Source organism: Streptomyces sp. adm13(2018) (assembly GCF_008042145.1).
Taxonomy (GTDB): domain Bacteria; phylum Actinomycetota; class Actinomycetes; order Streptomycetales; family Streptomycetaceae; genus Streptomyces.
On record NZ_RDBH01000129.1, the window covers coordinates 1,726,138 to 1,743,178 of the forward strand.

Here is a 17,041-nt window from a genome sequence, read left to right on the forward strand (position 1 = left end):
GGTCTCGACGGCGGGCGCCYCCGCCTCCGCGGCCCGCTCCGCCAGCAGCTCCACCGCGTCCGCCTCGCCCAGCGGCGCCAGCGGGAACACCGTCTCGCCCGGCACCCGCAGGGGCCGCCGGCCCGCGGCGAGGACGGTCAGGCCGGGCGCCCGCTCCAGGAGTTCCCGTACGAGCGGCGCGCAGTCCTCCACCAGGTGCTCGAAGCCGTCCAGGACCAGCAGGGTCCGGCGCTCAGCGAGGTGCTCCACCAGGACCTCGCGCGGCTGCCGGGGGGTGTGGTCGGTCAGGTCGAACGCCTCGACCAGGGCGTACGCGATCAGGCCGGGGTCGCGCAGCGGTGCGAGACCGGCGAGCCGGACCCCGTCGCCGTAGCGTTTCTGCACCTCCGTGGCGGTCCGCAGCGCGAGCCTGGTCTTGCCGACCCCGCCCACGCCCACGACCGTGACCAGGCGGGACGTCCCGAGGAGCGCCGTCAGTGCGGCCTGCTCGGTGGTCCGTCCGACGAACCGGTTGAGCTCCGCCGGGAGATTGCTCCGTCGCATGGGACACGGAGCGTACTCACCCCTGCGCGCTCCGTACAATCGGTTCCCGCAACTCCCGTTCCCGCGGAGGTAATGCGGTTCGGGGCCGCAGCCCGGGCGCGATAGGGTCGGAGGACGACTTCCAGGCCCAACGACAGCAGAGAGCGGTGCAGCGTGACCGGTGGTGAGGTTGCCGGGATCCTGGTGGCCGTCTTCTGGGCGATCCTGGTCTCCTTCCTCGCCGTGGTTCTGGTGAGGCTGGCGCAGACGCTCAGGGCGACGACCAGGATGGTGGCGGACGTGACGGAGCAGGCCGTTCCCCTGCTGGCCGACGCCTCGGCGACCGTCCGCTCGGCCCAGACCCAGCTCGACCGGGTCGACGCCATCGCCTCGGACGTCCAGGAGGTCACCTCCAACGCCTCCGCGCTCTCCTCCACCGTCGCGTCCACCTTCGGTGGTCCGCTCGTCAAGATCGCCGCCTTCGGCTACGGGGTGCGCAGGGCGCTCGGCCGGGGCGGGGACGGCGCGGACGCGCCGAGGGCCTCCTCGCGCCGCACTGTGGTCGTGGGCCGTACCGTGCCGTCCTCGCGACGCCGGAAGCAGAAGGGCTAGCCGCGATGTTCCGCCGCACGTTCTGGTTCACGGCCGGCGCAGCCGCCGGCGTGTGGGCCACCGCCAAGGTCAACCGGAAGCTGAAGCAGCTGACCCCCGAGAGCCTCGCGGCCCAGGCCGCGAACAAGGCTGTCGAGACCGGCCACCGCCTCAAGGACTTCGCCCTCGACGTGAGGGCGGGCATGGTCCAGCGGGAGGCCGAACTGGAGGAGGCGCTCGGCCTCGACGCCCCCGTCGAGCCGCACCCGGCCCAGGCCAGGGAGCTTCCGGAGCCGCGCCGCCGGGGTGTGCTCGGCGCCGCCCCGCACCCCACCACGCATGCAATTCCCCCGATCTCGTACAACCGGAATGAGGACCACTGATGGAGTCGGCTGAAATCCGCCGCCGCTGGCTGAGCTTCTTCGAGGAGCGCGGGCACACCGTCGTCCCTTCGGCGTCGCTCATCGCGGACGACCCGACTCTGCTGCTCGTCCCGGCCGGCATGGTGCCCTTCAAGCCCTACTTCCTGGGTGAGGTCAAGCCGCCCTACACGCGCGCGTCCAGCGTGCAGAAGTGCGTGCGCACCCCGGACATCGAAGAGGTCGGCAAGACCACCCGTCACGGCACGTTCTTCCAGATGTGCGGCAACTTCTCCTTCGGCGACTACTTCAAGGAAGGCGCCATCAAGCTCGCCTGGGAGCTGCTGACCTCCTCGGTCGAGCACGGCGGCTACGGGCTCGAGCCGGAGAAGCTCTGGATCACCGTCTACCAGGAGGACGACGAGGCCGAGCAGATCTGGCGTGACGTCGTCGGCGTCCCCGCCGAGCGCATCCAGCGCCTCGGCAAGAAGGACAACTACTGGTCGATGGGGGTCCCCGGACCCTGCGGCCCCTGCTCCGAGATCAACTACGACCGCGGCCCCGAGTTCGGCGTCGAGGGCGGCCCGGCCGTCAACGACGAGCGGTACGTGGAGATCTGGAACCTGGTCTTCATGCAGTACGAGCGCGGCGAGGGCTCCGACAAGGAGAACTTCCCGATCCTCGGCGAGCTGCCGTCGAAGAACATCGACACGGGTCTCGGCCTGGAGCGCCTGGCGATGATCCTCCAGGGCGTCCAGAACATGTACGAGACGGACACCCTCCAGGTCGTCATCGACAAGGCCACCGCGCTCACCGGCGTCGCCTACGGCAAGGCCAAGGACAGCGACGTCTCGCTCCGCGTGGTCGCCGACCACATGCGCACCTCGGTCATGCTCATCGGCGACGGCGTCACCCCCGGCAACGAGGGCCGCGGCTACGTGCTGCGCCGCATCATGCGCCGCGCCGTCCGCAACATGCGTCTGCTCGGCGCCACCGGTCCGGTCGTCCAGGAGCTCGTCGACACCGTGATCGACACGATGGGCGAGCAGTACCCGGAGCTGGTCACCGACCGCAAGCGCATCGAGACCGTCGCCCTCGCCGAAGAGGCCGCCTTCCTGAAGGCCCTCAAGGGCGGCACCAACATCCTCGACACCGCCGTGACCGAGACCAAGGCCGCCGGCGGCACGATCCTCTCCGGTGACAAGGCGTTCCTGCTCCACGACACCTGGGGCTTCCCGATCGACCTCACCCTGGAGATGGCCTCCGAGCAGGGCCTCTCCGTGGACGAGGACGGCTTCCGCCGTCTGATGAAGGAGCAGCGGGACCGCGCCAAGGCCGACGCCAAGGCCAAGAAGACCGGCCACGCCGACATGACCGCGTACCGGGAGATCGCCGACACCAGCGGCGCCACCGAGTTCACGGGCTACACCAACCTGGAGGGCGAGACCACGGTCGTCGGCCTCCTCGTCAACGGCGTCCCCTCGCCGGCCGCCACCGAGGGCGACGACGTCGAGGTCGTCCTGGACCGCACCCCCTTCTACGCCGAGGGCGGCGGCCAGATCGCCGACCAGGGCCGGATCAGGCTGCACAGCGGCGCGGTCATCGAGGTCCGCGACGTCCAGCAGCCGGTCCCCGGTGTCTCCGTGCACAAGGGCTCCGTGCAGGTCGGCGAGGTCACCGTGGGCGCCAGCGCCTACGCCAGCATCGACGTGCGCCGCCGCCGGGCCATCGCCCGCGCCCACTCGGCCACCCACCTGACCCACCAGGCGCTGCGCGACGCGCTCGGCCCGACGGCCGCCCAGGCCGGTTCGGAGAACCAGCCGGGCCGCTTCCGCTTCGACTTCGGCTCGCCGAACGCCGTCCCCGGCACGGTCCTCACCGACGTCGAGCAGAAGATCAACGAGGTCCTCGCGCGCGAGCTGGAGGTCCACGCCGAGGTCATGCCGATCAACGAGGCCAAGCGCCAGGGCGCCATCGCCGAGTTCGGCGAGAAGTACGGCGAGCACGTCCGCGTCGTCACCATCGGCGACTTCTCCAAGGAGCTGTGCGGCGGCACGCACGTCGGCAACACCGCCCAGCTGGGCCTGGTGAAGCTGCTCGGCGAGTCCTCCATCGGCTCCGGTGTGCGCCGTATCGAGGCCCTCGTCGGCGTCGACGCGTACAACTTCCTCGCCCGCGAGCACACGGTCGTCGCCCAGCTGCAGGAGCTGGTCAAGGGACGTCCGGAGGAGCTTCCCGAGAAGATCTCCGCCATGCTCGGCAAGCTCAAGGACGCCGAGAAGGAGATCGAGAAGTTCCGCGCGGAGAAGGTCCTCCAGGCCGCCGCCGGTCTCGTCGACTCCGCCCGGGACATCCGCGGCCTCGCCCTCGTCACCGGCACGGTGCAGGACGGCACCGGCGCCGACGACCTGCGCAGGCTGGTCCTGGACGTCCGCGGCCGCATCCCGTCGGACCGCCCGGCCGTCGTCGCCCTGTTCACCACGGTCAACGGCAAGCCGCTCACGGTCATCGCCACCAACGAGGCCGCCCGCGAGCGCGGCCTCAAGGCCGGCGAGCTGGTCCGCACGGCGGCCAAGACCCTCGGTGGCGGTGGCGGCGGCAAGCCGGACGTCGCCCAGGGCGGCGGCCAGAACCCGGAGGCCGTCGGCGAGGCCATCGCCGCCGTCGAGCGCCTCGTGGTGGAGACGGCGTGACGATGCGTCGAGGCCGCCGTCTCGCGGTCGACGTCGGGGACGCCCGGATCGGGGTCGCCTCGTGCGACCCCGACGGGGTCCTCGCCACGCCGGTGGAGACCGTGCCGGGACGTGACGTCCCGGCCGCCCACCGGCGGCTCCGCCAGATCGTCGCGGAGTACGAGCCGATCGAGGTCGTCGTGGGACTGCCCCGCTCGCTCAGCGGGCGGGAGGGTCCGGCCGCCACCAAGGTCCGTGCCTTCGCGGGGGAGATGGCCAGGGGCATCGCGCCGGTACCGGTCCGGCTGGTCGACGAGCGGATGACCACGGTCACCGCGACCCAGGGCCTGCGGGCCTCCGGGGTGAAGGCCAGGAAGGGGCGGTCCGTCATCGACCAGGCCGCCGCTGTGATCATCCTTCAGAACGCTCTTGAGTCCGAACGGGTATCAGGTAATCCGCCCGGTGAGGGCGTCGAAGTGGTCATCTGATCGCGATACGGTAACGTTCCGCGCGATGCGGCGGTGTTCGAACAGCTGCCGCACTACGTAGAGGCGGATCGTCCGGAAGCCTCGCGGCTGTTTTGGGGATCGATGACTGAGTATGGCCGGAGCCCCGGCTCCGAACCGTGGCACCCCGGGGACCCGTTGTACGGGGACCAGGGGTGGGAGGGCCAGCAGCAGCACTACCCGCACCCGCAGCAGGCAAACCAGTACGGCCAGGGCTACCAGGACCCGTACGGGCAGGGCGGTCAGACCGGCCAGGTTCCCCAGGGGTACGAGGCCGACCCCTACCAGCAGCAGCATGCCCAGCAGTACCAGCAACAGCCGCAGGGGTACGTCGATCCGCAGGCGCAGTACCAGCAGCAGGCGCAGCACCACGCGCCGCAGCAGTACCAGCAGTCCTACGAGCAGCAGCAACAGCAGCAGCCCCAGGATCACCAGCAACAGCAACAGCAGCAGTACGGGACGGGGTACCAGGGCGGCTACGACACGCCCGGGCACCTCGGACAGCAGTACGACGGCAACTGGGAGACGGGCCAGGCGGCGATGCCGTACGGCGGGACCCCGGCCGATCCGTACGGCGGCCAGAACCCCGACCTCTACGGCACGCCCGAGGCGTACCCCCCGCCCCAGCCTCCCGGCCGCCGCCAGAACCCGCCGGAGCCCGTCGTCGACTGGGCCCCGGAGGAGGAGGCGCGCCCCGAGCCGGAGGAGGAGAAGCACCCCTTCTTCACCGGCGAGGAGGACCCGGACGACGACGCGTACGAGGAGGATTCCGGCCGCGGCCGGGGCTCCCGCGGCGGCGACCGCGACCGCGAGCGCCGGAGCAAGGACAACAAGCGCAAGGGCAAGAACGGCGTGGCCTGCCTCGTCGTCGCGCTGGTGCTGGCCGGCGGCGTCGGCGGCGTCGGCTACTTCGGCTATCAGTTCTGGCAGGGCAAGTTCGGGGCGGCGGAGGACTACGCGGGCAGCGGCAGCGGGGACGTGCAGGTCGAGATCCCCAAGGGCGCGTTCGGCAACGAGATCGGCAACATCCTGAAGAAGGCGGGCGTCGTCAAGAGCGTCGACGCCTTCGTCTCCGCGCAGCTGCGGAACCCCAAGGGCACCTCGATCCAGGCGGGCGTCTACACGCTCAAGAAGGAGATGTCGGCGGAGAGCGCCGTCACGATGATGCTCGACCCGGCGAGCCAGAGTAATTTCGTCATTCCCGAAGGCCGGCGGAACGTCTGGGTCTACGAGCAGATCGACAAGAAGCTCGGTCTCGAACCCGGGACGACGAAGGACATCGCGAAGACCAAGGCCGACACCCTCGGCCTCCCGGACTGGGCGAAGAACCACCAGAACGTCAAGGACCCGCTGGAAGGATTCCTCTTCCCCGCCAGCTACCCCGTGGCGAAGGGCAGCAAGCCCGAGGACGCGCTGCGCAAGATGGTGAGCCGCGCGAGCCAGGAGTACGACAAGCTCGAACTCGACGCCAAGGCGAAGCAGCTCGGCGTCGACAGCCCCTGGCAGCTCGTCACGATCGCCAGCCTCGTCCAGGCGGAGGGCACCTCGCACGACGACTTCCGCAAGATGGGAGAGGTCGTCTACAACCGGCTCAAGCCCTCGAACCCGCAGACCTACGGCGGTCTCGAGTTCGACTCGACGTACAACTACATCAAGAACCAGAGCAAGCTGGACCTCTCGCTGGCGGAGGTCCGGAAGTACAACAGCCCGTACAACACGTACTTCGTCAAGGGCCTGCCGCCCGGTCCGATCGGCAACCCCGGTCTGGAGGCCCTGCAGGGCACGCTCAACCCGACGCACGACGGCTGGTACTACTTCATCTCGCTCGACGGCAAGAGCTCCAAGTTCACGCGGACGAACGCCGAGCACCAGAAACTCGTCGACGAGTTCAACGAGTCGAGGAAGAACTGATGGCGGCAGCACGGCGCGCGGCGGTCCTGGGATCGCCGATCGCGCACTCGCTCTCCCCGGTGCTGCACCGGGCCGCGTACGCCGCGCTCGGGCTCGACGACTGGTCGTACGACCGCTTCGAGATCGACGAGGCGGGGCTGCCCGGATTCGTCGGCGAGCTCGACGGCAGCTGGGCCGGACTGTCGCTGACCATGCCGCTCAAGCGGGCGGTCATCCCGCTGCTCGACGGGATCACCGACACGGCCGCGTCGGTCGAGGCCGTCAACACGGTCGTCCTCCACGGGGACGGGCGACGGACCGGCGACAACACCGACATCCCCGGCATGCTCGCCGCCCTGCGGGAGCGGGGCGTCGAGAAAGTGGAGTCGGCGGCGGTCCTCGGCGCGGGCGCCACCGCCTCCTCCGCGCTCGCCGCGCTCGCCCGGATCTGCGACGGACCGGTCACCGCGTACGTACGCAGCGAGGCGCGGGCCGAGGAGATGCGCGGCTGGGGCGAGCGGCTCGGCGTGGAGGTCCGCACGGCCGCCTGGGACGACGCGGCGGAGGCCTTCGCGTCCCCGCTGGTCGTCGCGACCACCCCGGCCGGCACGACGAACGCCCTGGCGAGCGCCGTCCCCGACGCCGTCGGGACCCTCTTCGACGTCCTGTACGACCCCTGGCCGACGGCGCTCGCCGCGGCCTGGTCCGACCGCGGCGGCAAGGTCGTCGGGGGACTCGACCTCCTGGTCCACCAGGCCGTCCTCCAGGTCGAACAGATGACCGGCGTCCCCCGGGCGCCGCTGGCCGCGATGCGCGCGGCGGGCGAGCGGGCGCTGGCCGCCCGCTAGGGGGCGCCCTGTCCGATCGGGCCGCGGATCGGGCCGCGGATCGGGCCGTGTCCGGTCTCCGCGGTGTCCGGGAACGGCGGGTCCCGCGTCCGACAGCTGGACCGGAGGACGGGTTCGTCCACCGGACGTGGGAGGATCAGTGGTGGCGGGCCAGGGCCGCGCACCCGGTCGCGCCGTCGCAGTACCCAGGCGCGAGCATGAGGAGCATCGTTGAGCAGGTTGCGTTGGCTGACCGCTGGGGAATCCCACGGACCCGCGCTGGTCGCGACACTGGAGGGCCTCCCCGCCGGTGTCCCGGTCACCACTGAGCTGGTGGCCGACCACCTCGCGCGGCGACGCCTCGGCTATGGGCGCGGCGCCCGGATGAAGTTCGAGCAGGACGAGATCACCTTCCTCGGCGGAGTCCGGCACGGACTCTCCCTGGGTTCCCCGATCGCCGTCATGGTCGGCAACACCGAGTGGCCCAAGTGGGAGAAGGTCATGGCGGCCGACCCCGTCGACCCCTCCGAACTCAAGGAGACGGGCCGCAACGCCCCCCTGACCCGGCCGCGTCCCGGTCACGCCGACCTCGCCGGCATGCAGAAGTACGGCTTCGACGAGGCCCGGCCGATCCTGGAGCGCGCCAGCGCCCGCGAGACCGCCGCCCGCGTCGCCCTCGGCGCGATCGCCCGCTCCTTCATCAAGGAGACCGCGGGCATCGAGATCGTCTCGCACGTCGTCGAGCTGGCCGCGGCCAAGGCGCCGTACGGCGTCTACCCGACCCCCGCCGACGTCGAGAAGCTCGACGCCGACCCGGTCCGCTGCCTCGACGCCGACGCGTCGAAGGCGATGGTCGCCGAGATCGACCAGGCCCACAAGGACGGCGACACCCTCGGCGGCGTCGTCGAGGTGCTGGCGTACGGCGTGCCCGTCGGCCTCGGCTCCCACGTCCACTGGGACCGCCGTCTCGACGCGCGGCTCGCCTCCGCCCTCATGGGCATCCAGGCCATCAAGGGCGTCGAGGTCGGCGACGGCTTCGAGCTGGCCCGCGTGCCCGGCTCCCAGGCCCACGACGAGATCGTGAAGACCGACGAGGGCATTCGGCGCACCTCCGGCCGCTCCGGCGGCACCGAGGGCGGCCTGACCACCGGCGAGCTGCTGCGCGTCCGTGCCGCGATGAAGCCCATCGCGACCGTGCCCCGCGCCCTCGCCACCGTCGACGTCGCCACCGGCGAGGCCACCCAGGCCCACCACCAGCGCTCCGACGTCTGCGCGGTCCCCGCGGCCGGCATCGTCGCCGAGGCCATGGTCGCGCTCGTGCTCGCCGACGCCGTCGTCGAGAAGTTCGGCGGCGACAGCGTCCCCGAGACCCGCCGCAACGTCCGGTCGTACCTCGACAACCTGCGCATCCGGTGACCGGCGGTCCCCTGGTCGTCCTCGTCGGGCCCATGGGGTCCGGCAAGTCCACGGTGGGCGCGCTCCTGGCCGAGAAGCTGGGCGCGCCCTACCGGGACACCGACGCCGACATCGTCGCCGCCGAGGGCCGTGAGATCTCCGACATCTTCGTCGAGGACGGGGAGGAGCACTTCCGCGCCCTGGAGCGGGACGCGGTCGCCGCGGCCCTCGCCGGGCACGATGGCGTCCTCTCCCTCGGCGGCGGCGCGATCCTCGACGCCGGGACCCGCGCCCTGCTCGCGGGGCTGCCCGTCGCGTACCTCTCGATGGACGTCGAGGAGGCGGTCCGTCGCGTCGGCCTCAACACCGCGCGCCCGCTGCTGGCCGTCAACCCGCGCCGGCAGTGGCGCGAGCTGATGGACGCCCGGCGCCACCTTTACACCGAAGTCGCCCGGACCGTCGTCACCACCGACGACCGCACCCCCGACGAGGTCGCGGACGCGGTCCTCGCGGCACTGGATCTGAAGAAGGACGCATGACGACGGACCAGGAAGTCACCCGTATCCACGTCGGGGGCAGCGCCGGCACGGATCCGTACGAGGTGCTGGTCGGCCGGCAGCTGCTCGGCGAGCTCCCGGCCCTCATCGGCACCCGGGCCAAGCGGGTCGCGGTGATCCACCCGGAGGCGCTCGCCGACACCGGCGAGGCGCTGCGCGCGGACCTCGCCGAGCAGGGCTACGAGGCGGTCGCCATCCAGGTGCCGAACGCCGAGGAGGCGAAGACCGTCGAGGTCGCCGCCTACTGCTGGAAGGCGCTCGGCCAGACCGGCTTCACCCGCAGCGACGTCATCGTCGGCGTCGGTGGCGGCGCCACCACGGACCTCGCGGGCTTCGTCGCCGCGAGCTGGCTCCGGGGCGTCCGCTGGATCGCCGTACCGACCACCGTCCTCGCGATGGTCGACGCGGCCGTCGGCGGCAAGACCGGCATCAACACGGCCGAGGGCAAGAACCTCGTCGGCGCCTTCCACCCGCCCGCCGGGGTCCTCTGCGACCTGGCCGCGCTCGACTCGCTGCCGGTGAACGACTACGTCAGCGGCCTCGCGGAGATCATCAAGGCCGGCTTCATCGTCGACCCCGTCATCCTCGACCTCATCGAGGAGGACCCGCAGGCCGCCCGCACCCCGGCCGGCCCGCACACCGCCGAGCTGCTCGTCCGGTCGATCCGGGTCAAGGCCGAGGTCGTCTCCGGCGACCTCAAGGAGTCCGGCCGCCGGGAGATCCTCAACTACGGGCACACCCTCGCGCACGCCATCGAGAAGAACGAGCGGTACAAGTGGCGCCACGGCGCCGCCGTCTCCGTCGGCATGGTCTTCGCCGCCGAGCTGGGCCGCCTCGCCGGCCGCCTCGACGACGCCACCGCCGACCGGCACCGCGCGATCCTGGAGTCCGTCGGCCTGCCGCTCACCTACCGCGGCGACCAGTGGCCCAAGCTCCTGGAGACCATGCGGGTCGACAAGAAGTCCCGCGGCGACCTGCTCCGCTTCATCGTCCTGGACGGCATCGGCAAGCCGACCGTCCTGGAGGGCCCCGACCCGGCGGTGCTGATCGCGGCCTACGGCGAGGTGTCCGCGTGAGCGGCCTCCGCCCGGTCCTGGTGCTCAACGGCCCCAACCTGGGGCGGCTCGGCTCCCGCGAGCCCGACATCTACGGCGCCACCAGCTACAAGGGGCTCGTCGAGTCCTGCACGACCCTCGGCGCGGAGCTCGGCTTCGACGTCGAGGTGCGGGAGACGAACGACGAGGGCGAGATGATCCGCTGGCTGCACGAGGCGGCGGACGGCTCGGTCCCGGTCGTGATCAACCCCGGTGCGTTCACGCACTACTCGTACGGGATGCGCGACGCGGCCGCCCAGCGGACCGCGCCGCTGATCGAGGTCCACATCTCGAACCCGTACGCCCGGGAGGAGTTCCGGCACACCTCGGTCGTCGCGGCCGTGGCCACCGGGACGGTCGCCGGGTTCGGCATCGGCTCCTACCGGCTGGCCCTGCGGGCGCTCGCCGAGGAACTGACGGGCTGACAGGGCACGAGGAAGAGGCCCCGGCCGTTCCCCTGGCGGGGGCCGGGGGCGGTAACGTTCCGGCGCACCGGATACACCGGCTACAACAGGCGTACGAGACGGAGTGGGACCGGATGCAGCACGCAGTGGGGGGTCCGCTGCCACCGCCGGAGCGACCGGGCCGGGCAACCGGCCCCGGCACCGGCCCGGGGGGCGTCCCCGGAGCCGCCTCCCTGCCCGGGGGCGTCCCCGGGACGGTGACCGGACCTGGGGTCGGCACCGGGATGGCTCCCGGCCCGGGAGGCGTCCCCGGAGCCGCCGGTACGGGGACAGGACCGGGCCTCGAAGCCGGGACGGGGCCCTCGTCCGCCGTGCCCGGCGGCGGGCCGGTCGCCGGTGTGCCCGGCGGGCTGCCGCCGATACCACCGCCTCCGCCCGGCGCCCCGTACCAGGGGCCGCCGACCGGATCCCGGCTCGGCGTGCACCCGGCCGTCCGGGCCGGCACGCCCGGGCCCCCGAACTCCGCGCCCCCCGCCGGTCCCGGAACCTGGGGCGGCTCCGGAGCGGTGCCGCCTTCCGGCGGCCCCCACCACCCGGGCGGACCGCAGCGCCCCGGCGGGCCGTCCCCGCGCGCCGACCTCACCGGCCAGGTGCCGCTGCCGCCCGTGACCGCGCCGCTCGCGCCCGCCGTGGAGCACGGCGGCGGGACCGGCGCCGCGACCCTCGCCGTGCTGCTCATCGGCCCCGCCGGGGCCGGCAAGACCACCGTCGCCCGGCACTGGGCGCAGCGCCGCCGGGTGCCCACCGCGCACATCAGCCTCGATGACGTCCGCGAGTGGGTCTGCTCCGGCTTCGCCGACCCGCAGTCCGGCTGGAACGAGCACTCCGAGGCGCAGTACCGGCTCGCCCGCCGCACCTGCGGCTTCGCCGCGCGCAACTTCCTCGCCAACGGCATCTCCTGCATCGTCGACGACGCCGTCTTCCCCGACCGGCCCGTCGTCGGCCTCGGCGGCTGGAAGCGCCACGTCGGCCCCGGCCTGCTGCCCGTGGTGCTGCTGCCCGGCCTGGAGGTCGTCCTGGAGCGCAACGCCGAGCGCAGCGGCAACCGCCGCCTCTCGGACGAGGAGGTCGCCGCCATCCACGGGCGGATGGCCGGCTGGTACGGCTCCGGACTGCCGATCATCGACAACTCCACGTACGACGTCGAGACCACCGCCCGGGTGCTCGACGACGTCCTGGCCCGCGCGATCGCCAGCCCGCCCACCTGGTGAGCCGCCCCGGGCCCGGGGGAGCGGACAGCCCCCGCCGTGCGGCGGGGTCCCGCCCGGTCGGCCGTCCTGAACAGGCCGCCGCGGCGCCCTGCTCGTAGGCTCGGAGCATGTCAGAGGTGTATGCGGACCGCCGTGTACGGCTGCGCGACCGGTGCGCGGCCGCGGGCAGCCCGGCGGCCCTGGTCTCCCGCCCCGCCAACGTCCGCTATCTCGCGGGCGGCTCGCCCGCGGGCGCCGTCCTCCTCGTCGGGCCCGAGCCAGAGGCGGACGTCCTGCTCTGCCCGGTCGCCCCGACCGGCGAACCGGCCGACGGACGGCTCGACGAACTCCTGCGCAGGCAGGTGCTCTCCGCGGGCGGCGGGGATCCGGCCGTCGCCGCGGTCGACCTCGCCCGCCGGGCGGGCGCCGACGCGCTGGCGGTCGAGGAGCACGACCTGACCGTGGCCCGGCACCGGGCCATGGGCGCCGCCGTGCCCGGACTGCGGCTGGCCGACCTGGCCTGCGCCGTGGAGCAGCTGAGGATCGTCAAGGACGAGGACGAGATCGCCTGCCTCCGGATCGCCGCGGAGATCGCCGACCAGGCCCTCGGCGAGCTCCTGGAGTCGATCCTGGTGGGCCGGACCGAGCGGCACCTCGCCCTGGAGCTGGAGCGGCGGCTCGTCGACCACGGCGCCGACGGGGCGGCCTTCCCGACCTCGGTCGCGACCGGCCCGCACTCCGGCCGCCGCGGGCACCGGCCCACCGACCGCCGGGTCGAGGAGGGCGATTTCCTCTCGGTCTGCCTCGGCGCCGACTACCGCGGCTACCGGTGCGAGATCGGCCGCACCTTCGTCATCGGCACGACGCCGGCCGACTGGCAGATCGAGCTGTACGAGCTCGTCTTCGCCGCTCAGCGGGCCGGCCGGGAGTCCCTGACACCGGGCGCCGAGTACCGGGACGTGGACCGGGCCGCCCGCCAGATCCTGCACGCGGCGGGGCACGGAGAGGCCGCCGTACCCCTCACCGGGCACGGGGTGGGGCTCGAAATCGACGAGGACCCGCAGCTCTCACCCTCGGCCATGGGTAAACTGGACGCTTGTGTGCCGGTCACCGTCGAACCGGGGGTTCACCTCCCGGGACGGGGCGGGGTCCGGATCGATGACACGCTCGTCGTGCGCCAGGAGGCGGACGGCGGACCCGAGCTACTCACCATCACGACCAAGGAGCTGCTCGCGCTGTAGGGCGCGGACGTCTCCCTGGTCCCACGTCAGTCCAGGAGATTCCGCAACCGTGGCTTCCACGAACGACCTCAAGAACGGCATGGTGCTCAAGCTCGACGGGGGCCAGCTCTGGTCCGTCGTCGAGTTCCAGCACGTCAAGCCCGGCAAGGGCCCGGCCTTCGTGCGCACCAAGCTCAAGAACGTGCTGTCCGGCAAGGTCGTCGACAAGACCTTCAACGCCGGCGTGAAGGTCGAGACGGCCACCATCGACCGCCGCGACATGCAGTTCTCCTACATGGACGGCGACTACTTCGTCTTCATGGACGAGCAGACCTACGACCAGCTGATGGTCGACCGCAAGTCCGTCGGCGACGCCGCCAACTTCCTCATCGAGGGCTTCACCGCCTCGGTCGCGCAGCACGAGGGCGAGGTGCTCTACGTCGAGCTCCCGGCCGCCGTCGAGCTGACGATCAAGCACACCGACCCCGGTGTCCAGGGCGACCGCTCCACCGGCGGCACCAAGCCCGCCACGTTGGAGACCGGCCACGAGATCCAGGTCCCGCTCTTCATCACCACCGGTGAGAAGATCAAGGTCGACACCCGCACCAGCGACTACCTCGGCCGGGTGAACAAGTAGCGTGGCCGCTCGGAGCAACGCCCGCAAGCGCGCCTTCCAGATCCTCTTCGAGGCGGACCAGCGCGGCGCCACCGTCACGGAGGTGCTCGCGGACCAGGTCCGGCACGCGCGGTCGGACGACCGCCAGCCGCCGGTGAACGACTTCACCATGCAGCTGGTCGAGGGGTACGCGTCCCACGTGGCGCGTATCGACGAGCTCATCGCGACCTACGCGGTGGACTGGGACCTCGACCGGATGCCCGTCGCCGACCGGAACATCGTGCGCCTCGGGGCGTACGAGCTGATCTGGGAGGACGGCACGCCGGACGCGGTCGCGATCGACGAGGCGGTGCAGCTCGCCAAGGAGTTCTCCACGGACGAGTCCCCGACCTTCGTCAACGGCCTGCTGGCGCGCTTCAAGGACCTGAAGCCGCGCCTGCGCCGGGACGCGGACGTCTGAGTCCGGAGACGTCACCAGCAGCTGATGGGGCCCGCAGCACCCGTGCTGCGGGCCCCATCGGCGTCCCCGAGGGCCGACGTCTCCGTGAGCGAGGGCGACGGCCGTCGTCCCCGCACACGCGACGGGCCCGTGAACGTCGGATGACGTTCACGGGCCCGGCGGTACGTTTCTGCTGGCTCCCCCGAAGGGGTCAGTTCTCCTCGTGGGCGACCGCGCGGCGCGCGTCCGCGTCCAGGACGCCCCAGCTGATGAGCTGCTCGGTGAGGACCGAGGGGGACTGGTCGTAGATCACGGCCAGGGTGCGCAGGTCGTCCTGACGGATCGACAGCACCTTGCCGTTGTAGTCGCCGCGCTGCGACTGGATCGTCGCCGCGTACCGCTGGAGCGGGCCCGCCTTCTCCTGGGGGACGTGCGCCAGGCGCTCCAGGTCCAGGACGAGCTTCGGCGGCGGCTCGGCCGCGCCGCCGGGCGTCGTGCCCGGCAGGAGCTCCTGGACCGGCACACCGTAGAAGTCGGCCAGCTCGGCAAGACGCTGCACGGTCACCGCGCGGTCCCCGCGCTCGTACGAACCGACCACGACGGCCTTCCAGCGGCCCTGGGACTTCTCCTCCACCCCGTGGAGCGAGAGACCCTGCTGGGTGCGGATGGCACGGAGTTTGGCCCCGAGCTGCTTTGCGTATTCGCTGGACATAACGCTCCCGGACGCTGTGACGACATGCGGCTGCGCCGCGCGGCTGGTAACTCACTGTGAGGTTACGCAGCGTTACTCTTTCCCGTCAAGCCGAAAGGTCCGTACCGCCCCCTCCCGAGGGACGGCGTCCGTGGCGGGGGTGACGGCGCGGGCAGGGGCGCCCGTGAAGCCTCCGCGCGCCCCTGGTATCGTGGTCGACGCACATCCGACGTCCTTTAAGAACCGTCCCGTGAGGCGGAGAAGGAGGTCCGTTTCTTCATGGACACTCAGCAGAAGTACGGCGACGACGCGCGGCCCGTTCTCGAGGCCCCGGACATCGCGCGGGTCCTGACCCGCATCGCACACGAGATCGTCGAGCGCGCCAAGGGCGCCGACGACGTGGTTCTCCTCGGCATCCCGACCCGCGGTGTCTACCTCGCCCGCCGGCTCGCCGAGAAGCTCGAATCGATCACCGGCACGAAGACCCCGGTCGGCTCCCTGGACATCACCATGTACCGGGACGACCTGCGGCTGAAGCCGGCCCGCGCCCTCGGCCGCACCGAGATCCCCGGTGACGGCATCGACGGCCGCCTGGTCGTCCTCGTCGACGACGTGCTCTTCTCCGGCCGCACCATCCGCGCCGCCCTCGACGCCCTCGGCGACATCGGCCGCCCCCGCGCGGTCCAGCTCGCCGTCCTCGTCGACCGCGGCCACCGCGAGCTTCCGATCCGCGCCGACTACGTCGGCAAGAACCTCCCCACGTCGTTGCGGGAGACGGTCAAGGTCCAGCTCGCCGAAGAGGACGGTCGCGACACCGTCCTGCTCGGCGCCCGGCCCACCGCCTAGCCGGACCGGCTTTCCCCCCGCGGGGCCGGGGCACCCCCCTGCGCCCCCGCATGCCCTCACACCTCCCCACCACGGAGAGACTCACCGATGATGCGCCACCTCATCTCGGCCGCCGACCTCACCCGCGACGACGCCGTCCTGATCCTCGACACCGCCGAGGAGATGGCCCGGGTGGCCGACCGGCCCATCCGGAAGCTGCCGACCCTGCGCGGCCGGACCGTCTGCAACCTGTTCTTCGAGGACTCCACCCGGACCCGGATCTCCTTCGAGGCCGCCGAGAAGCGCCTCTCCGCCGACGTCATCAACTTCGCGGCCAAGGGCTCCAGCGTCTCCAAGGGCGAGTCCCTCAAGGACACCGCGCAGACCCTGGAGGCCATGGGCGTCGACGCCGTCGTCATCCGCCACGGCGCCTCCGGAGCCCCGTACCGCCTCGCCACCTCCGGCTGGATCGACGCCCCCGTCATCAACGCCGGCGACGGCACCCACCAGCACCCCACCCAGGCCCTCCTGGACGCCTTCACCATGCGCCGCCGCCTCGTCGGCCGCGACGCCGGACTCGGCCAGGACCTCGCGGGCAAGCGGATCACGCTCGTCGGCGACGTCCTGCACAGCCGGGTCGCCCGCTCCAACGTCGACCTGCTGCACATGACGATGGCGTGCTCCGGCATCTTCGCCATCCGCTCGCCGTCGAGCCCGTACCGGCGGGAGTACTCGCGCTCGGTGGGGAAGAAAGCGGCGTTCATCCGCTCCCGCTGCACGCGCAGCATCATGACGGCGTCGGACTTCGGCAGCACGCGGTCGAGGTCGTACGAGACCTCGCAGGGCCAGGTCTCGACGCCGTCATGATGCTGCGCGTGCAGCGGGAGCGGATGAACGCCGCTTTCTTCCCCACCGAGCGCGAGTACTCCCGCCGGTACGGGCTCGACGGCGAGCGGATGGCGAAGATGCCGGAGCACGCCATCGTCATGCACCCCGGCCCCATGGTCCGCGGCATGGAGATCACCGCCGAGGTCGCCGACTCCGACCGCTGCACGGTCGTCGAGCAGGTCGCCAACGGCGTCTCCGTCCGGATGGCCGTCCTCTACCTGCTGCTCGGCGGCAACGACTCCGACTCCGCCGCCCCCTCCCCCAGCACCCCCCGCACCGAGGAGAGCAAGTAACC

The 17,041-nt window shown here is 72.1% G+C and carries 17 protein-coding genes and 1 pseudogene; 16 read left to right on the top strand and 2 right to left on the bottom strand.

Features of this window, described 5'->3' with window-relative positions; genetic code table 11:
• Nucleotides 1-543, bottom strand: a 543-nt coding sequence (locus EAO70_RS24705) for an AAA family ATPase (protein ID WP_261993010.1), incomplete at its 3' end; no start/stop codon positions are given.
• A 153-nt stretch (nt 544-696) separates the two neighbouring features.
• Between EAO70_RS24705 and EAO70_RS24710 the strand changes: the two genes are divergently transcribed.
• The 14 genes from EAO70_RS24710 to nusB all read left to right on the top strand — a co-directional run bounded on the left by EAO70_RS24710 (nt 697) and on the right by nusB (nt 14,363).
• The gene (locus tag EAO70_RS24710) at nt 697-1,134 is read left to right on the top strand and encodes a DUF948 domain-containing protein (RefSeq protein ID WP_148004967.1); all 438 of its coding nucleotides are present in this window, start codon (nt 697-699) and stop codon (nt 1,132-1,134) included.
• 5 nt (nt 1,135-1,139) lie between these two features.
• Nucleotides 1,140-1,496, top strand: a complete 357-nt coding sequence (locus tag EAO70_RS24715) for a DUF6167 family protein (RefSeq protein ID WP_148004968.1) — start codon at nt 1,140-1,142, stop codon at nt 1,494-1,496.
• Nucleotides 1,496-4,165 carry an alanine--tRNA ligase gene (gene alaS / locus EAO70_RS24720; RefSeq protein WP_148004969.1) on the top strand — a complete coding sequence of 890 codons (2,670 nt, stop codon included), beginning with the start codon at nt 1,496-1,498 and terminating at the stop codon, nt 4,163-4,165. The genes EAO70_RS24715 and alaS overlap by 1 nt, the downstream gene beginning before the upstream one ends.
• 2 nt (nt 4,166-4,167) lie before the next feature.
• Nucleotides 4,168-4,632, top strand: coding sequence for a Holliday junction resolvase RuvX (gene ruvX / locus EAO70_RS24725; RefSeq protein ID WP_148005333.1), 465 nt, complete (start codon nt 4,168-4,170; stop codon nt 4,630-4,632).
• Nucleotides 4,633-4,734: 102 nt separating this feature from the next.
• Nucleotides 4,735-6,561 carry an endolytic transglycosylase MltG gene (mltG, locus tag EAO70_RS24735; protein ID WP_148004970.1) on the top strand — a complete coding sequence of 609 codons (1,827 nt, stop codon included), beginning with the start codon at nt 4,735-4,737 and terminating at the stop codon, nt 6,559-6,561.
• Nucleotides 6,561-7,388, top strand: a complete 828-nt coding sequence (locus EAO70_RS24740; protein WP_148004971.1) for a shikimate dehydrogenase — start codon at nt 6,561-6,563, stop codon at nt 7,386-7,388. The genes mltG and EAO70_RS24740 overlap by 1 nt, the downstream gene beginning before the upstream one ends.
• 210 nt (nt 7,389-7,598) lie before the next feature.
• Nucleotides 7,599-8,783, top strand: a complete 1,185-nt coding sequence (gene aroC, locus EAO70_RS24745) for a chorismate synthase (protein ID WP_148004972.1) — start codon at nt 7,599-7,601, stop codon at nt 8,781-8,783.
• Complete coding sequence (locus tag EAO70_RS24750) at nt 8,780-9,301, top strand: shikimate kinase (protein ID WP_148004973.1); 522 nt, start codon at nt 8,780-8,782, stop codon at nt 9,299-9,301. Before aroC ends, EAO70_RS24750 begins: the two co-directional genes overlap by 4 nt.
• Nucleotides 9,298-10,395, top strand: coding sequence for a 3-dehydroquinate synthase (aroB, locus tag EAO70_RS24755; RefSeq protein WP_148004974.1), 1,098 nt, complete (start codon nt 9,298-9,300; stop codon nt 10,393-10,395). The genes EAO70_RS24750 and aroB overlap by 4 nt, the downstream gene beginning before the upstream one ends.
• On the top strand, nt 10,392-10,838 hold the full coding sequence (gene aroQ / locus EAO70_RS24760) for a type II 3-dehydroquinate dehydratase (RefSeq protein ID WP_148004975.1): 447 nt from the start codon (nt 10,392-10,394) through the stop codon (nt 10,836-10,838). The genes aroB and aroQ overlap by 4 nt, the downstream gene beginning before the upstream one ends.
• 263 nt (nt 10,839-11,101) lie before the next feature.
• Nucleotides 11,102-12,088: an AAA family ATPase gene (locus tag EAO70_RS24765; RefSeq protein WP_410091348.1), complete on the top strand. Its 987-nt coding sequence runs from the start codon at nt 11,102-11,104 to the stop codon at nt 12,086-12,088.
• Between the two features lie 107 nt (nt 12,089-12,195).
• Nucleotides 12,196-13,308 (top strand): aminopeptidase P family protein, encoded by a 1,113-nt coding sequence (locus EAO70_RS24770; protein WP_148004976.1) that lies wholly within the window; start codon nt 12,196-12,198, stop codon nt 13,306-13,308.
• 49 nt (nt 13,309-13,357) lie between these two features.
• Nucleotides 13,358-13,924, top strand: a complete 567-nt coding sequence (efp, locus tag EAO70_RS24775) for an elongation factor P (RefSeq protein ID WP_030316297.1) — start codon at nt 13,358-13,360, stop codon at nt 13,922-13,924.
• A 1-nt stretch (nt 13,925) separates the two neighbouring features.
• Nucleotides 13,926-14,363 (top strand): transcription antitermination factor NusB, encoded by a 438-nt coding sequence (gene nusB, locus EAO70_RS24780; protein WP_148004977.1) that lies wholly within the window; start codon nt 13,926-13,928, stop codon nt 14,361-14,363.
• 190 nt (nt 14,364-14,553) lie between these two features.
• Here nusB and bldD read toward each other — a convergent pair whose 3' ends face one another.
• The gene (bldD, locus tag EAO70_RS24785; protein WP_015032294.1) at nt 14,554-15,054 is read right to left on the bottom strand and encodes a transcriptional regulator BldD; all 501 of its coding nucleotides are present in this window, start codon (nt 15,052-15,054) and stop codon (nt 14,554-14,556) included.
• A 258-nt stretch (nt 15,055-15,312) separates the two neighbouring features.
• On the opposite strand from bldD, the gene pyrR reads away from it, so the two are divergent.
• Nucleotides 15,313-15,879: a bifunctional pyr operon transcriptional regulator/uracil phosphoribosyltransferase PyrR gene (pyrR, locus tag EAO70_RS24790; RefSeq protein WP_148004978.1), complete on the top strand. Its 567-nt coding sequence runs from the start codon at nt 15,313-15,315 to the stop codon at nt 15,877-15,879.
• A gap of 87 nt (nt 15,880-15,966) precedes the next feature.
• Nucleotides 15,967-17,039: pseudogene (locus EAO70_RS40455) on the top strand (aspartate carbamoyltransferase catalytic subunit).
• Nucleotides 17,040-17,041 lie beyond the last annotated feature (2 nt).